The following is a 19,181-nucleotide window of genomic DNA, read 5'->3' as shown; positions in this document are numbered from 1 at the left end:
TCTTATTTGTCTTCCTTTGCCCGAACAATTTCCCGCCATTTAAAATCTCCTCGTTCCAGGCCATGGATAAAGATTTCCGCTCCGGCAATATTTGTTGCAAGTGGGATTTGGTACACGTCACACAAGCGCATCAGGGCTGTTATGTCAGGTTCGTGCGGCTGAGCTGTTAATGGATCACGGAAGAATATTACCATATCCATTTCGTTATCGGCAATTAGTGCTCCTATTTGCTGGTCGCCACCGAGTGGTCCTGATTTAAATCTATGTATACTAAGTTTTGTAGCTTCTTTAATTAATTTACCAGTCGTTCCGGTAGCAAACAGTTCATGCTCTTTTAACACATGCTCATAAGCGATGGTGAAACGTATCATATCTTCTTTCTTCTTATCATGGGCTATTAAGGCAATTTTCATCATAGCCTGACCTCTTTTCTATTATAAAATATTTTCTAATCCATAAACGAGTGTTTCTAACTCCATTACTTTATAAATGGAAGTTTTTATCCCGTCCATAAAGGAATCCCGGCTCATGGAATCATGTTTGATCGTGAATAGCTGACCTGGGCCACCGAAGATTACTTCCTGATGGGCAACAAGTCCAGGTAGTCTTACGCTATGAATATGCATGCCATCTAATTCGGCGCCACGCGCTCCCTCGAGTTCTTCCCTTTCATCAGGATGACCCTGGGCTTTCGTTGTCCTTGTTTTCTGAATCATCTCCGCCGTCTTAACCGCTGTTCCAGATGGTGCATCAACCTTTTGGTCATGGTGCATTTCGATAATTTCGACATCCGGGAAATATTGTGCGGCCATCTGAGAGAACTTCATCATCAGCACAGCACCGATTGCAAAATTTGGTGCAATAATACAACCAGAGTTATATTCATTCGAAAGATCTTTTAGTTCCTTTATATTCTCTTTCGTGAATCCAGACGTACCAATTACAGCTCGGACACGGTGTTCAATCGCGAGTTTTGTGTGTTTATAACCAGGTTCAGGACTCGTAAGATCAATGAATACATCTGCATCTATCTGTTGAAAGCATTCCGCCAAGTCTTCATAGACTGGAACTTGCGCATCCGATTCCTCTGTAATTTCGTTTAAAAATTTCCCATCATTTTTACGATCAATTACAGCGACAAGGTTAAAATCAGGTACACGCTCAATCATCTTGATCGCTTCTTTCCCCATCTTACCACGTGGTCCCGCTACTATAATATTAATTGCCACTTCTGTTCCACCTCTCCTGTTGTTATTTCTTCGTCCATCTATCTTTATCCCGTGTTTCAAATTTCGACATGGAACGCTCGAAACTTTCGGATAAATCAATGTCAAGTGAATTTGCAAAGCTCGCGATCACAAACAAAACGTCCCCGAGTTCTTCTTCAACCGTTTTTTCTTTCTCTGTCGTCTTTTTCGGTTTCTCTCCGTAATAATGGTTCACTTCTCGGGCAAGTTCGCCGACTTCCTCTGTCAGCCTTGCAATCATTGCCAACGGAGAAAAATAGCCTTCTTTAAATTGGCCGATATAATCATCGACCCGCTTTTGGATTTCTTGCGTCGTAAATTCTTTCTGCATTCGTTAACAATCTCCTTTTTCTCCGTGGTTACCTACCTTTCATGTTAGCTAACCTTACGTAATTTGACAAATTTTTTCTTTGAAAAATCATGAATTTATTTTCTCAGGGCAAAATGATACTAACTTGGCATGGATATGCAAGTATTTTGGAGGTGTTCTAGTATGCTGCTTGGATTGCGGATGAAAAATATTTTCTTCATTTTAATCGGTGCCGCGATTTATTCTTTTGGGATCGTACATTTTAATATGCAAAATAATCTTGGTGAAGGCGGCTTCACTGGTATCACCTTGCTCCTTTATTTCATTTGGAAATTAAATCCGGCGATTACAAATATTTTATTAAATATCCCTGTATTCTTAATTGGTTGGAAACTATTAGGACGGAACACCTTCATCTATACGATAATCGGAACTTCCGCAGTATCCTTCTTTTTAGCTATCTTTCAATCCTATCAATTTGCAATTCCTTTGGAAAACGATATGACTTTAGTTGCCTTATTTGCAGGAGTATTCATCGGAGTTGGTTTAGGGATTATCTTTCGCTATGGGGGCACAACGGGAGGTGTAGATATTATTGCTCGGCTTGCCAATAAATACCTAGGGTGGAATATGGGAAATACGATGTTCTTATTCGACCTGATTGTTATTTCTTCCTCTATTCTGCTAATATTAGACCTCATCCAGGGCATGTATACATTAGTTGCAGTCTATATTGGGGCCCGCGTAATTGATGTTATTCAAGAAGGTGCATATCTTGCCAAAGGGGCGACAATTATTTCGAATCAAAGTGCAGAAATTGTGAAAGAAATTCAAAAAATGGACCGTGGCGTGACTATCTTTTTAGGCCGTGGTAGCTATACCGGAGAGAAGCTGGATATCCTTTACTGTGTCGTACCTAGAAATGAAATTGTTCGTCTGAAGAATACGATTCTAAGGGTTGATCCGTATGCTTTTGTTTCAATAAGTACAGTTCAAGATGTTCAAGGTGAAGGATTTACTCTCGATGAAAACAAGAGACCGGTACAATGATAAAGGCTTAAGCAGCCTTACAAGCTAAGTACTCGCAGAAGCTTTCTCAAGAAATAAATCATTTGGGTTCCGCCAGGCGTGGGTGTAGAGCTAACGTGGCTTTTGGTACAGCATACAATAAAAAAGAGATTGGCATACCGTTTACCAATCTCTCCTCTATCTAGTCTCGGTTGTTCAAAAATATTAAGATAAAACGTGCAAGCTCGAGTAAGGCGACAAGAGCTGCTGCAACATAAGTTAAAGCAGCGGCATCCAATACCTTCTTCGTTTCCCGTTCTTCATCATTCCGGATAATTCCAGTCGAGATAAGCTGTGTCATCGCCCGGTTGGAAGCATCAAACTCTACTGGCAGTGTAACAAGCTGGAAAAGGACAGCCGCCCCCATGAAGATAATTCCAAAAAAGAACAGCTCCATCATATTGAGGAAAATACCTGCAAGAATTAAAAAGAAGGAAATGTTTGAACCGAAGTTAGCGACCGGAACGAGTGCACTTCTAAAACGCAAGAATGCATATTCTTCCTGGTCTTGAATGGCATGTCCAACTTCATGCGCCGCAATTGCGGAAGAAGCCATCGAACGGCCTCCGTAGATTCCGTCTGAAAGTCGGACAACCTTGGAGCGAGGATCATAGTGATCAGACAGTGTACCCTTTGTCCGTTCAATATTTACATGATATAATCCATTATCATCTAGAATCTTTCTTGCTACCTCAGCGCCTGTCATTTGGGAAGATGTCGGTTTTTTCGAGTATTTATTGTAAGCTGACTTAACTTTACCTTGCGCCCATAACGGTATAATGAGGATAAGCGCTATATAAATTAAATAGCTACCCATTTATATCCCTCCAATCGTACTTATATAAGTCAATTTTAGTCAGGATCTCGATTCCAGTCAACTATTTTGTCGCCGTCCTTTGTTTTTCTTCCCCGTCTTATTTTTTCTCCTTTATATTTTCTCCAACTCACATAAGATAATGTAATCAGAATGAACCCACCAACAATCAATAATGCTGGTAAAAGCGGAATCAACTCCGCATTTGTAAAGAGCCATTGCGGAAAACTAATCCTTTCTATGTTCAGTAACGGATACGGAAACGCGGCAGTAACGATCGAATAAATTAAGGTAATACCGGATGTCATTCCCATTTTAGTCACCTCACCTAATCCATTTATATGATGAGGGACTCCTGTTTATCACCTTAGGATAACTTATTCTGCTTCCGGACCGTAAGCCAGTAAGCAAGGAATAAGCAAGCAATACTAAGCCAAAAGGTGAAATAACCAATTCTCTCCATGTACTGGGTTAATGAAGAATAAATAGGCATCATTCCAAATACGTAATCAATTACATCATTATGTAATGTCCATATCCCGGCAACAACAAGGTGTCTCATTTTTATTTTATAAAAAGGGGTATAGAGCACAGCTTGTATTGCCATCCCTGCATGGGAAAACATCAACATATAGCCCGCCGGACTTAAAGAGCCATCAATGATTAATGTAAGTAAGTTCATTACAACAGCCCAGGTACCGTATTTCACGAGCGTTACAAGCCCTAATGCTTCAATATAGGGGACGTTTCTGCCGAATAGGAAAAATAAAAGAAAAATCGTAAAAAATAAACTTGCTGTTGGGCTATCCGGAACAAAAATCAGGAATATATCAGGTGTGATTTCTAGTTGCGGAAGGTACCAAATATAACCATAGATTGTGCCGAATAGGTTTACAATAAAAAGTATGAAAATAAATATTTTATTAGAAAGAATATACCTCATCATCCGGTGACCCGCTCCATTCCTTAAAATAAATATCATTCCCTCCATTTCCACCCGCATTTGCTTTTATTCAGCGTACGTGCAACTTTCATCTGGAAGTCCGCAGTCCAGACACCTCTCGCTTTCCGCAGGCGGCTGGTGAGCCTCCTCGGGCTGCCGCCCTGCGGGGTCTCACCTATGCCTTTCCTCCTGCAGGAGTCTCGAGGTGTCTGGACTGCTCCGAGAAAAGGCCAAGTTTGGAGCACTACTTTTCATTTTAGTAAGAGAGTACCTATCATGCTGGGATATTTTCCATTAATAATAATCCCCTCTACCAGTTCAGTTGCCCGGTGGACGGTGACTCCTGCGGGAATAGCACGAGTCCGAAGACCCCGCAGGGCGATAGCCCGAGGCAGACTAAGTTCGCCACGTCCTGTGGCAACGTCTGCATTAGCACGTCCTGTGCGTCGAGGCTTCGGCTGTGCCCGCGGAAAGCATCCGTCCACCGGGCAGCTGAACGGCGATTAGAACACCATAATTAGTGAACGAACCAGACACTTACGCTGAATGAAAGCGAGTAGTTGCTTTTGGGTTGTGAAGGTTGAGTAATTTAACTATAAGCCTTCGTGTTCCTCATTAGCAAGTATTAAATGCAACAAAAAGCACCTTTACCATTTCGATGGTAAAAGTGCTCTTCATGCTGAATAAAATTATTCTTCTTCGATCGATTCGTTAACGGATAAAATAAAATCTACCAATTGCTCTAATTCTTCATCCGTACCAGTAAATTGATCTGGTGGCATTGCTCCAATTCCGTTCACCGAAATGTCAGCAATTTCTTCCGCAGTGTGGTCAAACTCAGGACCGTACAATGCTGGAGCTGCCGTACCTTCTAATTCGGCACCGTGACACGCTAAACAGCTTGTTTCATATACTTCGTATCCCGGATGATCTGTGTCAATCACGACATCAACATCATCTGACGGTGGAACAGGTTTGTTCGCTTCTGCACGACTTTCCCAGTCAACTGCAGCTGCAGAAGTATAAGTCAACCAAATAACTGACGCTAAACCAAGTAACATCATTCCGACAGCAATTGGACGTTGATGAGGTCTGCGTCCTGGACCGTTATCCAAGAATGGTGCTAGAAGTAATGCACCGAATGCTATACCTGGAATTCCAAGCATTCCTAGCAGGATATAATTTCCGCTAGCAAATTCATATTTCAATAGTTCATACAGAAACAGGAAATACCAGTCTGGCAAAGGAATATATGCAGCATCTGTTGGATCTGCCAACCCTTCAAGTGGTGAAGGATGTGCCAATGTTAAAATTAAAAATCCAATAAGGAATACTGCACCTGCCAACCATTCTTTTAATAAAAAGTTGGGCCAAAAAGCTTCTGTTCTGCCAGGGTACTCTGAATAGTCTTTCGGGATTCGCGAGACTGTCGGTCCTTGTTTGATCCGCGAGTCTCCAACGAATTTCATGCCTTTCCCTCTTTGCATGATGCTTTCCCCTCCTTTTTATAGTGGTCCGGATATACCTTGTCTTCTAATTAAGATAAAGTGTACAGCCAATAGTGCAAATAATGCAGCTGGCAAGAAGAATACATGAATGGCAAAGAATCTAGTTAGTGTTTGTGCACCTACAATGGAGGCATCACCAGCTAATAGAATCTTTAATTGATCGCCGATAAACGGAACTTGCTGCGCTATTTCAAGACCTACTTGTGTAGCGAAAAACGCTTTGTTGTCCCATGGTAGCAAGTAACCTGTGAATCCTAGTCCAAGCATGACGAAGAAAAGCAGGACCCCAACCATCCAGTTGAGTTCACGAGGCTTCTTGTATGCACCTTGGAAAAACACACGTAAAGTATGTAATAAAAGCATCACAATTACCACACTGGCACCCCAGTGATGCATTCCTCGAACTATTTGAGCATGAGCAACTTCAGTTTGCAAGTAATAAACGGATCGCCACGCATTTTCAATATCCGGTACGTAATACATTGTTAAAAACATACCAGACAAAATTTGAATAACGACAACGAAGAATGTCAATCCTCCAAAACAGTAGACGAATGCTGAGAAGTGGTGGGCAGGGTTAACATGCTCAGGAACTTCGTGATCAGCGATGTCACGCCATATTGGTTGAAGGTCGATGCGTTCGTCGATCCAATCGTATATTTTCTGTAGCATCTTTAATTAAGCCTCCCTGTGTGGTTTTGGATCTCCTAAGAATAGCATTCCATCCTTAATTTCCATTTCATATTCATCTAACGGCGCTAAAGGTGGTGTGCCTGGTACGTTAACTCCATCCTTATAGTAGCGTCCATCATGACATGGGCAAAAGAATTCGTCTGGATACTGATCGCTTCCTTCCCAAGAAACAACACATCCTAAGTGTTTACATATTGGGGAAAAGGCTATAATTTCATCACTGTCATTTCTATAAACCCACGCAGAGCGGTTTACTTGTGATTCGTACCAGCCGTCTACTTGGTCTATGCTCCAGTCAATACGTTGTGGTTCTGATGTAATATCATCAACAGACAGTCCGACGTTAGCCAAATCTCCGGCACCTGTTGATTTGAGTACAGGGTCAATTGCCATTCTTACTGGAGAAATGAGCAGACCGGCTGCCATAAATCCACCTACTCCCATTAGTGTGTAGTTCAAAAATTGTCTACGGGATACTTGTTGCTTTTTTTCTTCACTCATGATTTTCCCCCCTCTATTCTTCATTAGTTGCGGACATTTTAAAAATTAATTTAGATTACTAGGACAATACCATGATAGCGCAATCTTGTACTTGGGTCAATATATAAACTAGACTCAAGCAGATAATATTCCTATTTAACAACATTTTTCAAAAAACTAAACGAAAAAGACGAAGTAGAACAAAATATAAAACCGTTATACTTACCAATAGGAACGGATAATTTCTGATAGCTGGGAAATCTGATCCCGGACAACACTTTGCATTTCATTTGAATGAATATCTCCTGTTTGAATCCCCGGCAACCATAATAGATCACCTTCTAATTCTTTTTCATGCTTTCGCCAGGAAGGATCAAACGTCAGTAAAATGGTATGGTTGAATGGTTGATTCTCTGTTTCACTTATCCACTGATTCAATCGCTCTACCTCAATTGCTTTTTCTGTGTCTTTCAAATAGAAATAACTCGGAATAAGTAACACTCTACCACTTAGCTCTTGCTCGATTTCATTAGCGAATATCGTCATTATTTCCTGTTGAAAAGCATCTTTCCCTATGTCCTCATCATTTGTCAGCTGGAAAGGAATTAAAGGCATCAGAATGGTGTCAATATATTCTTTTGCTTGTACATACTTTTCCAGATCGTCTTTTCTCCACTTCATTGCAAACATTCAGCCTCTCTATATTATCAATTTTCATATACACTCAAGTTTACCCTAAGTAATGAAAAAGAATCAACCCATTCGTTAAGAAGTTGGTTGATTCTTTAGGTTTTTCTCGGTTTTCTTTAGTTCGTCGGAAAGTCTGATAAACTTATCATAATCTCTTTCATCGAGCGACTCATCAATTTGTTCTATTAAGCTTTTTCTTATTTGCGCTTGAAGTGTATATTTCATCAGCCGTTCTGCTTCCCGCTTGTCCTCATCCGTAATAAAATCGTCATCCGATAAGAACGGATTTTCTTCAAGGATGAGCGCATATTGCGGGTTCTGTCTCCATTGATGAAAGTTCAATTGGACATAAAGAGCTTCATCATCGTTTAACCGAATATCGTGAAATGCTTTCTCCGGATCAGACGTAATTAATTTGTTGCGGTGGAAACGAAAAGCTACTCCATTTGAACATTTAGTTGAGATAATAATACTGCGCGGACAAGCCTTCGCATGGCGAACAAAATGCAGATTACGCAGTAATTTATTATGACTCGCCAAATAAGATAAAATCCAGTTGCTTTCCCGAGCTTTCATTTCATACTGGTTCAGGAACCAATAAATAAATGCTTTCTTCTCATGCGGATGAATGACAGCATTAGTCATATTAATCCTCCTCAGGTAGTCTTGGTGCATTCATAATCGAGATAAGAATTCTTCAATCGTGTAATCATCAGGAACAAGCTGTAAATACCTTTGAAACACGGCTATTGCTTCAGGTGCCTGCCCTTCTTCAATCAAGAAATAACCATATTCCTTCAGAAAGTCTGTATCATCACTTAAATTCAAATACGCATCCTGATAAGCTTGAAGAGCTTCCTTATATTGTTCCTCCTCATTATAGGCTCTTGCCAGTTCCCAGTCATATAAAGGCTCTAGAGATCCAATTGACTTCACGCTCGAGAGCAAGTCGATAATATCCGCATGCCTGTCCCGCTCTTTTAAAAATTCCAAGAAAAAGAGAATAGCTTCTTTATAATCCGGATCAATCGCAATTGCTTCCCTTATATATTCCTCACTAGCCGAATCATTATTCAATTGACGCGCAATCATCCCTGCAAGGAAATATAAATGTTTATTAAATGTATCTTGCTTCAGCCCTTTTTCTACAATATCAAATGCTTCTTGCAACATACCTTCATCTTGTAATGCTTTTGCTAGATTTTCATAAACAGAATGATAATAAGGATCTAATTCTACTACGCGCTTCCAAGCTGTTATTGCTATATCATTTCTACCAGCCTGGCTAGCGGTGACACCATATTTAAAATATTTATCCGGGGTTTTATCTTGTCCATTTTTGAAATATTCAAGTGCCTTTTCATATTCACCAATCCCTGCATAGGATTCTGCAAGGCGGTCTAATACAGAAACATCCGCAAACATTTCATGCTCCTTGGCAACTTTTTCATAATATGTCACGGCTTTTTTATATGTGCCGGTTGAAAAAGAAAGTTCTCCAAGCGCAAAATCAATTATAACTTCGTTGGGGAGCTTTTGTTTGGCAGTAAGCAGTTTCTGTTCCGCAACTTCAAATAGACCTTGGACCTGGTATAAGTCGGCTAGCTGGATTAATACTTGAATGTATGCTGGGTCCTCCTCTGATATCTCTGCTAAAAGTTCAATTGCCTGTTCGTCATCTTCTTTTTCAATTGCAATATCAGCAAGGCTTAGAATCAGATCGTTTTCATCAGGATATTTCTCCAAGAGTTCTGAAAGAATAAGTTCTGCTTCATCCAAGAATCCCCATTGTAAATACAATTCAGCGATTGTATATTTTTCATCATCATTCGCTTTTGGGGTATATTCTTCCAATAAGCGCAATGCTTGTTCTATTTTATTTTGTTCGACTAATTCTACTGCTTTTAAGATGGTATCCATTTCCCCATCCTTTCTTTAATCATGCTTACTGTAATAATATCGAAAACACCCTACATATTCAATCAAATCACATTCGCCTGCAAGCCACTGAATGTTAGTTGAACCGAATCAGGGATTTACCGAATGTTTCTCCCCACCTTCACATGTTAGGCTTCCCTCTTGTTTAATACGTGATAAAAAGTAACCAAAGAAAGCATGGTAATTTCACTTTCTTTGGTTAGATGGTTAGTTTGTTGTTATTCTTTTTAGGTCTTCGAAAAAGCTTGGGTATGAGATGGCGATAGATGAGATGTCGTCAATAATGATGTCTTGTTTTGTAAAGAAAGAAGCGATAGCACCCATCATTGCCATGCGGTGATCATTATATGCTGATATATTTCCGCCTGTCAATTCCTGGCTTCCCTCAATAATCATTCCATCTTTTGTTGCCGTAACAGACGCTCCAAGTGTTGTTAGAACTTCGACTACGGCCGCAATCCGATCTGTTTCTTTCACCCGAAGTTCTTCAGCATCTTTAATAACCGTTTTACCTTTTGCTTGAGTTGCAAGTAAGGCAATAATCGGAATTTCATCTATTAATCGAGGAATGATATCACCGGATATTTCTATTCCTTTTAAGCTCGAGCTGCTAATTTTAACATCACCAAGCAGTTCTCCGCCAATTCTTTCTTCATTACGAATCTCGATTTGTGCTCCCATTTGCATCAATACGTCAATAATTCCTGTCCGGGTAGGGTTTAGCCCAACCTTCTTTATAACAAGCGAACTATTTGGTTTAGCAGCTGCGGCGGCTAGGAAAAATGCTGCGGATGAGATATCACCCGGAACATAAATGCGCGTAGGCTTTAACGCTTGTTTTCCATCCATTCGAATAGTGTTTCCGTCAACATTAAGCTTTACCCCAAATGCTTCGAGCATCGTTTCGGTATGATCTCTTGTTTTAGCTTTTTCCGTTATAATCGTTTCACCGTTAGCAAAAAGACCTGCAAGTAATAATGCTGATTTAACTTGAGCACTTTTCACCGGTAAAGTGTATTGAATTGCTTGCAGTTCTTTCCCGCTAATTGCCAAGGGTAATAACTTGCCACCACTTCGTCCGAAAATAGTTGCATTCATATCTGAAAGAGGCAGTATGACCCGGTCCATCGGTCGTTTCGATAGGGAAGCATCTCCATAAATTGTTGTAAATAGTGGTAATCCGGATAACAATCCGATCATAAGACGGGCAGTTGTCCCTGAATTACCAAAATAAAGAGGTTCTTTTGGTTCTATCAGACTATCTGCACCGTCGCTATTGATGACAACTGTTTTCCCCTGCTGCTCGATAGATACTCCCATTTTCTGAAAGATGTCCACTGTTCGCAGGCAATCCTCACCATCTAGGAAATGGTCAATTTTTGTCCGGCCTTTTGCCAATGAACCAAAAATTACCGCACGATGAGAAATAGACTTATCTCCCGGTACTTCGAGCTCGCCTATAAGAGCAGAAGATTGAGGTGAAATTCTTTTCTCCCCCACCCAATCACATCCTTTTATCAGTTTTGAATCATTGTTTCGTAACCATTTAACTCTAATTGTTGTTTACTTAGCTTCTGCGCATCCTTTGTGTAAAAACTGACACGGAGCACTCCGGTAATTCCTTCACGGATTTCCAGGATTTCAATATTTTTAATACTAATATTATGTTCGGCAAGAATTTGAGCGACCGATGCTATTGCTCCAGTCTGATCTCGAATATCGACATAAACATCATAGAATGCAGGTATTGCTCCAGCTGTTTTCGTTGGAATGCCGTCGCGATACTTCTGCGCATCCTCTAAATAGTCTATCATTGCCCGCTTTTCACTGTTGTCGATGAGTTCTTTCAATTGGATCATTTCTTCAATCCATTCTTGCAGCAAGACGGACATTTTTTTTCGGTTATGATAGAAGATGTCTTGCCACATCACTGGATTACTAGAAGCGATTCGCGTTATGTCGCGAAAACCTCCAGCCGCTAATTTTGGCAAAAAGGCATGGGTCTGTTGCCATTTTTTCGCCCGGTGTACGAGTGACGAAGCGATTAAATGCGGGAAGTGGGAAATTACACCAGTCATTTCATCGTGTTCCTCTGGTTTTAAAACGACAAATTTACTTTTGGTTGGACTTAGTACATTTTTTAGTGTCGCAACCATTTCGTTTGTGCTCCGAATTGATGGTGCAAGCACATAGATAGCATTCTCAAAAAGGTGAGACTTGGCTGCCCCTATTCCCCGTTTATGGGAACCGGCCATCGGATGTCCGCCAATAAAAGCTATATTTTCATTAGTTAACTGTTCCGCAGCTTCGATAATCGCATGCTTCACTGAAGCCGTATCCGTCACAATCACTTGCCTTTCGAAAGGTATAGAATCAAGTCTTTTTATTAGCTCTATCGTTTCGGAAATTGGCGCTGCAAGGATAATAATATCAGCATCTTGAGCTGCCCGGGTAAAGTCGGTATATGCTTTATCGATAATCCCTTTCTCCAGTCCATATTGTAAGCTTTCTTCATTTAAATCATAGCCAAGAACGGTATGTTCTGGATTGATCTTGACCGCTTTCGCAAGTGACCCACCGATAAGTCCGATGCCTGCCACTAATATGTTTCTGTTTTCCATATTTTCACCTAATCTGCTCATCAAATTTCTGTAATAAGTGTTGAAGTTCCTGCATATCTTCCTTTGTACCAATTGTAATTCGGATTGAGTTCGGGTACCCGAGCAACTCTCCCGGTCTTATAATAAAGCCATTTTCAATTAGATATTGAAAGACGTCTAACCCACTTGCAGGAGTAGAAACGAGAATAAAGTTTGTGTGGGACCGGTAATAATCCCAGTTCAATTCATCGAGAAACTGATAAAAACTTTCTTTTACTTCCAAGTTTTTAGCTGTTGTTTCACTAATAAATGCTTGATCTTCCAGTGCGACAGTTGCTGCTCTTTGAGCTACTGAGGTCGTATTGAAAGGACCACGGACGACGTTTAAATTATGGATTAATTCTGGATTACCGATTCCGTAACCGATACGTAAACCCGCTAATCCATACGCCTTCGAAAATGTCCGCAACGATATTAAATTGGGAAAAGATTTCGTATATGTAGTAGAATCAAGTAAATATTCATCCTCCACAAATTCTCGGTATGCCTCGTCTAAAACAACTAAAACATCTTCCGGACACTTTTTCATAAATTGGAGGAATTGGTCTTCTGTGTTCATGGTACCTGTCGGATTGTCGGGTGCGCAAATCCAGACGACTACAGTATCTACGTCGATCGCTTTAAGTATCGCTTCGAGATCATGTTTCCCGTCACTTGCAATGGGAACTTCCTTTACCGTACCCCCTTCAATAAATGTATTATGCTTATATTGTGGGAATGAATTGGCGGCCATAACGGTGTTGCTGCCTTCTTGCACGAATGCTCGGCAAATAATTTGAATAAGCTCCTCAGAACCACTCCCGAAAATTAATTGATCTTCTTCTACTGCTAATCTTTTACTAAGAGCAGTTCGAAGCTCTGCCGTATGCCCATCTGGATAAATATTTAATTCCGGTAAATGTTCCGATAAATCAGCTTTCACCTTGGAAGAATAACCGTAAACATTCTCATTGGAAGCAAGTTTGACAATTTTTTCCAAGCCATATTCTTCTTTAATCTCATGAGTTTGTTTTCCTTGCTGGTATGCAGTCAATTGACGTAATATCTGTTTCTGTTTCACTTTCTAATTTCCCCTCTTCTCAACTAATTCTGGTCGAAGCGTGATTGCTTCATTATGAAATATATGTCTGATCTCGGCCTGATTTCGGTCCGTATTTACTACCATCATAATCCGGATACAGGATTTCAAACTATTTCTCACATCGATTTCCGCCATACACATTACGGGAACATAGGTCCAACCAGAAAACTCTCTTAGTGCCCGTGCCGGAAAAGCAGCATCGATATCCTTAGTCGCAGAAATAAAAACATGGGAAACGTCTTCTGGTGCGACATCATTTGCTTCAATCATTTCCTGTAAGACACGTTTTGTATGATGGATGATTTCATCAGCTGTATTTTCCGTGACTGTAGTTGCTCCTCGTATTCCTCGTGAAACCATGTTACACCAGCCTCTCTCTAAATGTTTCTAAATGAACTTGTATTGCTTCATCAGACAACTCTTCTGTTTTTAATTTTCCGGGACGTTCTAAAAGCACCATTTTAATCCGTTGTTTCGTTGCCTTTTTATCTGCCTTCATATGATTGATGATTTTTTCCGCTTTAACAGTAAAACCTGTCAGTGGATAGTTGTTATCCACTAACCAATTCTTTAATTTATCAAACGGTAATTTACAGTTATATTCTCTTTCACTAACATGTATTGCAAATAATAACCCAATTGCGACCGCCTCGCCATGGGTGATATTTCCATAACCTAATTCAGCCTCAAGAGCGTGAGCAAGGGTGTGACCAAGGTTTAAATGACTTCGGATACCATGTTCCCGTTCATCAGCTTCTACGATCTCCTGTTTTACTTTAATTCCCGCCATTAAGTGCGATTGTAGTCTCTCTTGGTCCAAGGAGGCAAGAGAAGCTGAAAGCATTTCCTCAAAAAGGTCTTCACTGGATATCAGAGCTTCTTTTATTAATTCCGCATAACCAGACCTCGTCTCTCGGTCAGATAAACTAGTTAATGTTTCCGTATCGTAATAAACACCGACCGGCGGATAAAATGCTCCGATTAAATTTTTACCAAGGGGGTGGTTGATCGCTACCTTGCCACCGACGCTACTATCATGGGCAAGGATTGTAGTTGGTACTTGAATATAATCGATCCCCCGCATAAACGTCGCTGCCACAAACCCCGCTAAATCGCCCACAACACCGCCACCTAAAGCGATAATTAAAGAGTTGCGGTCCAAACCGGTTTCGATTGCTTTTGTCTGGGCAGCATAATAGACATCGATATGCTTAGATTTCTCACCAGCTGGAATAATAAGCTGGGAGAAATCATAGGCTGATAATCCTTTTTTCACGTCATCTAAGTATAAATTTTCAATCGTTTCATCGGTAATGATAAGGATTTTGGAGTATGATTTAATTAAAAACTTATGTAACTTAAAACGGAGGCCTTCACCGACAAGAATGGAATAAGAACCGTTGCTATGCCGGACAGAAAGTTCCTGCATTAAAACCACCTGATTTCTTCACGGTACTTATCCAACGCTTCTTTAAGTTGTGGGAATTGATCATGCGGGAATTGATCGGTGATTGCCTTTGCAATTTCAAATGCGACAACATGCTCCATTACCACCGAAGCAGCAGGAACCGCACAAGGATCGGACCGTTCAATCGTTGCTGTAATCTCTTCCTTTGTATCAATATCCACACTCTGTAAAGGTTTTTTCATTAAAGTAGGGATTGGTTTCATTACTCCTCTGACTACGATTGGCATACCGGTAGACATTCCACCTTCAAAGCCACCTAAGCGATTGGATGTACGATGGTAACCAAGTTCTTCATTCCACGCGATTTCATCATGGTTTTCACTTCCGTATATTTTAGCCGCATCAAAGCCTATACCGAATTCTACGCCCTTAAAGGCATTAATACTAACAACACTGCCAGCAATCCGCGAATCCAGCTTACGGTCATAATGGACATAAGAGCCCACCCCTGCTGGAACACCTTCCACATACACTTCACAAACCCCGCCAAGTGTATCACCTTCGCTTTTAGCATGGTCAATTTTTGCCATCATTTCTTTTTCAGCAGCAGCGTCAAGTACCATAACCGGAGATTTCTGCGAGATTTCTTGTCTTTCTTTCATCGACAGGTTTTCTTGGTCTTCCGCCATGATACCTCCTATTTCCTTAACATATCCAGCGACTTCTATCCCAAGCTCTTTCAGCAGCTTCTTCGCTACGGCCCCTGCCGCTACCCGGGCGGCCGTTTCCCTTGCAGAGGAACGTTCCAGGATATTCCGAATATCACGATGTCCATATTTTAAAGCTCCGTTTAAGTCAGCATGTCCTGGTCGAGGGCGTGTGACTACTCGGCGCAGCTTCGTATCTTCGGGAATTGGATCCTCTCCCATAATATCTGTCCAATGCTTATAGTCATCATTATGGATAACGAGTGAGATTGGAGAACCTAGCGTATAGCCATGTCTGATTCCACCCATAATTTCAACGAGGTCTGTTTCAATCTGCATGCGCTTCCCTCGCCCATATCCTTGCTGTCTGCGTAGTAAGGAATGATTAATATCATCTTTTGTTATTGAAAGATTTGAAGGAATACCTTCAAGAATTGTAGTTAATTGTTTACCATGTGATTCTCCTGCAGTTAAATATCTCAATGTACGATTCTCCTTTTCCCCATTCAATTCAGTTTTTAAGGCCACTGATTAGATTTCTAATTACTATAACATATTCAGACATCTTTTTGGACATAAATTATGTAAATATGAATAAATTTAAGATTTTGCCTTTTGGTAGAAAAAGGTGTCTAATAATTGTAAGTTATATTTTTCTGGTGTAAAGATCTGCTCTGTACTGCCGACGAATAAAACACCGCTGTTACGCAATGAATTACTAAAGCCGCTATATATTTTTTCCTTCGCTTCATCCGTGAAGTATATCAGGACATTCCGACAGACGATCAAATCATAATTCGAAGGATAACTATCGGCAAGCAAATTATGTTTCTTGAAGGTTATGTTTTGCTTTAACAGCGGATCTAGCTTATACCGTCCATTTTCGTATGTAAAATGCCTTTGTTTCAAAGCAGGAGGAACTTCTTTTAAAGCTTGCTCCATGTATTCTGCTTTTTGAGCTTTTTTCAGAGCAGTTTCATCGATGTCCGTAGCAAGTATTTCCACTTTAATATTCGGAAAATACTCTTTAAATAAAATGGCTAAGCTGTATGGCTCTTCTCCTGTGGAGCATGCTGCGCTCCAAATGGTGATACGTGACTTGTTATTGGTTAGTTCTGGAATGACACGATCTTTTAAAACATCCCAACGTTTTTTGTTCCGGAAAAACTCCGATACATTAATCGTTAATCGTTCGATAAATTCTTTCATGAGTTCGTTGTCTTTGTTCATTGCTTCAAAGTAGTGGATATAGCTGGAAAATCCGCGTTTATTTCTTAATGTAGTAATTCGGCGTTTCATTTGTGTTTCTTTATATAAACTGAGATCGATGTCGTGCCTTCTGTTTACACGATCAATAAACTCACTGTAATCATCAATCATCATATTCCTCCTCATATATTAATAGACTTATTGCGAGTTTCAATCAACTGATTACTTTCATACAGCGTAAGTGCAGCTCTTACCTTGAGGTTCGCAGTCCAGACACCTCTCGCTTTCCGCGGGCGGCCGGGTTACTCCTCGGGCTGTCGCCCTGCGGGGTCTCACCAAGCCTATCGACGAACAGGATGTTCTAATGCCGGCATTGGTCACAGGACGTGACCGTACTTAGCCGGCCTCCCGCAGGAGTCTCGAGGTGTCTGGACTGCTCCGAGGAATGTCCTAATTTGGAACGCTATTTTTCATTTTAGGAATTAGATCGCTTATCATAGTGGTGGGTTAGTTTCCATTAATAATAATCCTCTTTACCAGTTCAGTTGCCCGGCGGACGGTGACTCCAACGGGAAAAGCACGCGTCCGAAGACCACGCAGGAAGCGCTTTTCTTCCGAGGCAGACTAAGTTCGCTCTCGTATGTGGCAACGTCTGCATTAGCACGTCCTGTGCGTCGAGGCTGAGGCCGTGCCTTAGGATGTGCATCCGTCCTCCGGGCAACTGAACGGCAATTAGAACTCCGAAATAAGTGAACGAGCAAAGCACTTATACTGTATGATAGTAATTCAGAGGCTTTTCTTATTAGGTTTTTAAAAGGTGTTTCTGGTTGGGATATAACTATTTTCTATTTGTTATTTGTTCTTAAAAACCTCCGTTTGGGAACGGAGGTTTGTTGGTGGATTAGTAAATCCAGGTTGTATCTACTTTTTCGTAAGTAATTAATTCGCTTTCATCAAAGAATAGTTTGATTTCGCGCTCTGCACTTTCTGGTGAGTCTGAACCGTGGATGATGTTTTTTCCTACAGTGATTCCGTAATCGCCACGAATTGTGCTTGGTGCTGCTTCACTTGGATTTGTTTTCCCCATCATATTGCGTGCCGTTGCAATTACGTCCTCACCTTCCCAGACCATTGCAAATACAGGGCCAGAAGTGATGAATTCCACTAATTCACCGAAGAAAGGTCTCTCTTTATGCTCCCCGTAATGTTGCTCTGCCAGCTCATTCGACACTAGCATTAACTTTGCCCCTGCAAGTTTGAAACCTTTTTCCTCGAATCGTTGTACAATCTTTCCAATTAAATTACGCTGTACTCCATCTGGCTTTACCATTAAAAATGTCTTTTCCATACAAACACTCCTCAAGTATAATGATTATGTAACCGCTAAAATTATACAAAATTATTAGGAAAATAACAATTATTTTCCTTATGCCCTCCGTTTTCCAATATATTTGGCAATGGATTGTAAGGTTTGCTTTGATTTGCTAGAGGGCAGTTTTTCCAATGTTGCCAAAGCTTTTCTTAAATATAAATCACTTAATTCATAAGACTTCTTAATTGCATCTGTTTGTTTCAATCGCTCAATGACAGCTTTCATATCTTCAGGATGAACCTTGGCCGGATTTTTAAACATTTCTCTCGTATAGGAATAAAATGCTTCATTATCCATTCCATATAATACAGGGAGCGTGATATTTCCTTGCAGGAGATCACTTCCCGCTGGTTTACCGAGTTGCTTTGAAGTTTCTGTGAAATCCAATATATCATCAATAATTTGATAAGACATGCCGATATAGTAACCATAACGATACATCCGCTTTATATCTCTGTCCGACAAGCCGGACAGAATAGCGCCAAGTTCACAGCTTGTTGCAATTAATAACGCCGTTTTTCTTTTGATTCGTCGCAAGTAATCTCGTAATGTCTGGTCCCAGTTAAATTTATCCTCGATCTGCTCCATTTCACCGATCGCAACCTCGACAAGCGATTTAGATAGCGCCTTGTGAACTTTTGGATTGTTAATCATCGTTATTTCTTCCAGCGCCCTCGCTAGAATATAATCCCCTGTATACATCGCTACTCGGTTAGAATAAGTATGCTTGATAGTCGGTTTCCCTCTTCTCAAGGTCGCTTCATCAATCACATCATCATGCACGAGCGTTGCCATATGTATTAATTCAAGCGCAATTGCTGCTCTATTAATATTCTCGGCATCATAATGACCCATTTGCCCCGAAAGAAGAACAAATACAGGACGAATTCTTTTTCCTCCTGCATGCAATAAATCTGTCGAAGCTTGACGTAAAACCGGGTGTTCCGCTTGAATCGATTGATTTAAAGATGCCTCGATCAAGTCGAGATCTTTTTTTAAGTATCCGTATGTTTTAGGAAGTTTCATATGTGTCACCTATACTTTTAAATTGCA

General features: G+C 40.6%; 22 protein-coding genes. 1 reads left to right on the top strand and 21 read right to left on the bottom strand.

The window, feature by feature from the left end:
- Positions 1-2: 2 nt before the first annotated feature.
- The 3 genes from mgsA to SPD53_RS01870 are packed head-to-tail and all read right to left on the bottom strand — an operon-like array spanning position 3 to position 1,578.
- Positions 3-413, bottom strand: coding sequence for a methylglyoxal synthase (gene mgsA, locus SPD53_RS01880; protein ID WP_156855974.1), 411 nt, complete (start codon positions 411-413; stop codon positions 3-5).
- Between the two features lie 21 nt (positions 414-434).
- Positions 435-1,229 carry a 4-hydroxy-tetrahydrodipicolinate reductase gene (gene dapB / locus SPD53_RS01875; protein ID WP_156855868.1) on the bottom strand — a complete coding sequence of 265 codons (795 nt, stop codon included), beginning with the start codon at positions 1,227-1,229 and terminating at the stop codon, positions 435-437.
- Between the two features lie 22 nt (positions 1,230-1,251).
- Positions 1,252-1,578 (bottom strand): nucleotide pyrophosphohydrolase, encoded by a 327-nt coding sequence (locus tag SPD53_RS01870; RefSeq protein ID WP_188856751.1) that lies wholly within the window; start codon positions 1,576-1,578, stop codon positions 1,252-1,254.
- A 162-nt stretch (positions 1,579-1,740) separates the two neighbouring features.
- Here SPD53_RS01870 and SPD53_RS01865 point away from each other — a divergent pair, with 162 nt between their 5' ends.
- Positions 1,741-2,607, top strand: coding sequence for a YitT family protein (locus tag SPD53_RS01865; RefSeq protein WP_156855870.1), 867 nt, complete (start codon positions 1,741-1,743; stop codon positions 2,605-2,607).
- Positions 2,608-2,767: 160 nt separating this feature from the next.
- On the opposite strand, the gene SPD53_RS01860 is transcribed toward SPD53_RS01865, so the two are convergent.
- From SPD53_RS01860 to hepT, 18 genes are all read right to left on the bottom strand, one after another.
- Entirely contained in the window at positions 2,768-3,442 is a 675-nt protein-coding gene (locus tag SPD53_RS01860; protein ID WP_336251481.1) for a zinc metallopeptidase, read from the bottom strand.
- Between the two features lie 35 nt (positions 3,443-3,477).
- On the bottom strand, positions 3,478-3,753 hold the full coding sequence (locus tag SPD53_RS19785; protein ID WP_442946171.1) for a sporulation protein YpjB: 276 nt from the start codon (positions 3,751-3,753) through the stop codon (positions 3,478-3,480).
- A gap of 53 nt (positions 3,754-3,806) precedes the next feature.
- Positions 3,807-4,385: a DUF1405 domain-containing protein gene (locus SPD53_RS01850; RefSeq protein WP_336251574.1), complete on the bottom strand. Its 579-nt coding sequence runs from the start codon at positions 4,383-4,385 to the stop codon at positions 3,807-3,809.
- A 686-nt stretch (positions 4,386-5,071) separates the two neighbouring features.
- Positions 5,072-5,869, bottom strand: a complete 798-nt coding sequence (locus SPD53_RS01845; protein WP_188856755.1) for a menaquinol-cytochrome c reductase cytochrome b/c subunit — start codon at positions 5,867-5,869, stop codon at positions 5,072-5,074.
- A gap of 18 nt (positions 5,870-5,887) precedes the next feature.
- Positions 5,888-6,562, bottom strand: a complete 675-nt coding sequence (gene qcrB, locus SPD53_RS01840) for a menaquinol-cytochrome c reductase cytochrome b subunit (RefSeq protein ID WP_188856756.1) — start codon at positions 6,560-6,562, stop codon at positions 5,888-5,890.
- 6 nt (positions 6,563-6,568) lie between these two features.
- A complete protein-coding gene (locus SPD53_RS01835) occupies positions 6,569-7,084 on the bottom strand; it encodes a QcrA and Rieske domain-containing protein (protein WP_188856757.1) in 516 nt (171 codons plus the stop codon).
- 201 nt (positions 7,085-7,285) lie between these two features.
- Positions 7,286-7,744 carry a YpiF family protein gene (locus SPD53_RS01830; protein ID WP_336251480.1) on the bottom strand — a complete coding sequence of 153 codons (459 nt, stop codon included), beginning with the start codon at positions 7,742-7,744 and terminating at the stop codon, positions 7,286-7,288.
- Positions 7,745-7,828: 84 nt separating this feature from the next.
- Positions 7,829-8,398, bottom strand: coding sequence for a ReoY family proteolytic degradation factor (locus SPD53_RS01825; protein WP_336251479.1), 570 nt, complete (start codon positions 8,396-8,398; stop codon positions 7,829-7,831).
- 30 nt (positions 8,399-8,428) lie between these two features.
- Positions 8,429-9,673, bottom strand: a complete 1,245-nt coding sequence (locus tag SPD53_RS01820) for a tetratricopeptide repeat protein (RefSeq protein WP_336251478.1) — start codon at positions 9,671-9,673, stop codon at positions 8,429-8,431.
- A 225-nt stretch (positions 9,674-9,898) separates the two neighbouring features.
- Positions 9,899-11,191 carry a 3-phosphoshikimate 1-carboxyvinyltransferase gene (aroA, locus tag SPD53_RS01815; RefSeq protein ID WP_336251477.1) on the bottom strand — a complete coding sequence of 431 codons (1,293 nt, stop codon included), beginning with the start codon at positions 11,189-11,191 and terminating at the stop codon, positions 9,899-9,901.
- Between the two features lie 17 nt (positions 11,192-11,208).
- Positions 11,209-12,333, bottom strand: coding sequence for a prephenate dehydrogenase (locus SPD53_RS01810; protein WP_336251476.1), 1,125 nt, complete (start codon positions 12,331-12,333; stop codon positions 11,209-11,211).
- Entirely contained in the window at positions 12,317-13,411 is a 1,095-nt protein-coding gene (gene hisC / locus SPD53_RS01805) for a histidinol-phosphate transaminase (RefSeq protein WP_156855880.1), read from the bottom strand. Before hisC ends, SPD53_RS01810 begins: the two co-directional genes overlap by 17 nt.
- A 3-nt stretch (positions 13,412-13,414) precedes the next feature.
- On the bottom strand, positions 13,415-13,792 hold the full coding sequence (gene aroH, locus SPD53_RS01800; protein WP_336251475.1) for a chorismate mutase: 378 nt from the start codon (positions 13,790-13,792) through the stop codon (positions 13,415-13,417).
- A 1-nt stretch (position 13,793) separates the two neighbouring features.
- Entirely contained in the window at positions 13,794-14,861 is a 1,068-nt protein-coding gene (gene aroB / locus SPD53_RS01795) for a 3-dehydroquinate synthase (protein ID WP_336251474.1), read from the bottom strand.
- Entirely contained in the window at positions 14,861-16,030 is a 1,170-nt protein-coding gene (gene aroC / locus SPD53_RS01790) for a chorismate synthase (RefSeq protein ID WP_336251473.1), read from the bottom strand. Before aroC ends, aroB begins: the two co-directional genes overlap by 1 nt.
- A 117-nt stretch (positions 16,031-16,147) precedes the next feature.
- Positions 16,148-16,927, bottom strand: a complete 780-nt coding sequence (locus SPD53_RS01785; RefSeq protein WP_336251472.1) for a CheR family methyltransferase — start codon at positions 16,925-16,927, stop codon at positions 16,148-16,150.
- Positions 16,928-17,657: 730 nt separating this feature from the next.
- Entirely contained in the window at positions 17,658-18,104 is a 447-nt protein-coding gene (gene ndk, locus SPD53_RS01780; RefSeq protein ID WP_156855885.1) for a nucleoside-diphosphate kinase, read from the bottom strand.
- A gap of 78 nt (positions 18,105-18,182) precedes the next feature.
- Positions 18,183-19,154, bottom strand: a complete 972-nt coding sequence (gene hepT / locus SPD53_RS01775) for a heptaprenyl diphosphate synthase component II (RefSeq protein WP_336251471.1) — start codon at positions 19,152-19,154, stop codon at positions 18,183-18,185.
- Positions 19,155-19,181: the final 27 nt, after the last annotated feature.

This window comes from Oceanobacillus sp. MO10714A, assembly GCF_037072045.1.
Lineage (GTDB): Bacteria > Bacillota > Bacilli > Bacillales > Amphibacillaceae > Oceanobacillus > Oceanobacillus indicireducens.
Note: the sequence above shows the minus strand (reverse complement) of the source record. Positions and strands in the feature narration are given on the sequence as shown.

Excerpts from the sequence above, each read along its gene's own strand:
- mgsA (WP_156855974.1), bottom strand. The coding sequence starts at position 413 with ATGAAAATTGCCTTAATAGCCCATGATAAGAAGAAAGAAGATATGATA.
- SPD53_RS01870 (WP_188856751.1), bottom strand. The coding sequence starts at position 1,578 with ATGCAGAAAGAATTTACGACGCAAGAAATCCAAAAGCGGGTCGATGAT.
- SPD53_RS01865 (WP_156855870.1), top strand. The coding sequence starts at position 1,741 with ATGCTGCTTGGATTGCGGATGAAAAATATTTTCTTCATTTTAATCGGT.
- SPD53_RS01860 (WP_336251481.1), bottom strand. The coding sequence starts at position 3,442 with ATGGGTAGCTATTTAATTTATATAGCGCTTATCCTCATTATACCGTTA.
- SPD53_RS19785 (WP_442946171.1), bottom strand. The coding sequence starts at position 3,753 with ATGGGAATGACATCCGGTATTACCTTAATTTATTCGATCGTTACTGCC.
- SPD53_RS01850 (WP_336251574.1), bottom strand. The coding sequence starts at position 4,385 with ATGATGAGGTATATTCTTTCTAATAAAATATTTATTTTCATACTTTTT.
- SPD53_RS01845 (WP_188856755.1), bottom strand. The coding sequence starts at position 5,869 with ATGCAAAGAGGGAAAGGCATGAAATTCGTTGGAGACTCGCGGATCAAA.
- qcrB (WP_188856756.1), bottom strand. The coding sequence starts at position 6,562 with ATGCTACAGAAAATATACGATTGGATCGACGAACGCATCGACCTTCAA.
- SPD53_RS01835 (WP_188856757.1), bottom strand. The coding sequence starts at position 7,084 with ATGAGTGAAGAAAAAAAGCAACAAGTATCCCGTAGACAATTTTTGAAC.
- SPD53_RS01830 (WP_336251480.1), bottom strand. The coding sequence starts at position 7,744 with ATGAAGTGGAGAAAAGACGATCTGGAAAAGTATGTACAAGCAAAAGAA.
- SPD53_RS01825 (WP_336251479.1), bottom strand. The coding sequence starts at position 8,398 with ATGACTAATGCTGTCATTCATCCGCATGAGAAGAAAGCATTTATTTAT.
- SPD53_RS01820 (WP_336251478.1), bottom strand. The coding sequence starts at position 9,673 with ATGGATACCATCTTAAAAGCAGTAGAATTAGTCGAACAAAATAAAATA.
- SPD53_RS01810 (WP_336251476.1), bottom strand. The coding sequence starts at position 12,333 with ATGAGCAGATTAGGTGAAAATATGGAAAACAGAAACATATTAGTGGCA.
- aroH (WP_336251475.1), bottom strand. The coding sequence starts at position 13,792 with ATGGTTTCACGAGGAATACGAGGAGCAACTACAGTCACGGAAAATACA.
- aroB (WP_336251474.1), bottom strand. The coding sequence starts at position 14,861 with ATGCAGGAACTTTCTGTCCGGCATAGCAACGGTTCTTATTCCATTCTT.
- SPD53_RS01785 (WP_336251472.1), bottom strand. The coding sequence starts at position 16,927 with ATGATTGATGATTACAGTGAGTTTATTGATCGTGTAAACAGAAGGCAC.
- ndk (WP_156855885.1), bottom strand. The coding sequence starts at position 18,104 with ATGGAAAAGACATTTTTAATGGTAAAGCCAGATGGAGTACAGCGTAAT.
- hepT (WP_336251471.1), bottom strand. The coding sequence starts at position 19,154 with ATGAAACTTCCTAAAACATACGGATACTTAAAAAAAGATCTCGACTTG.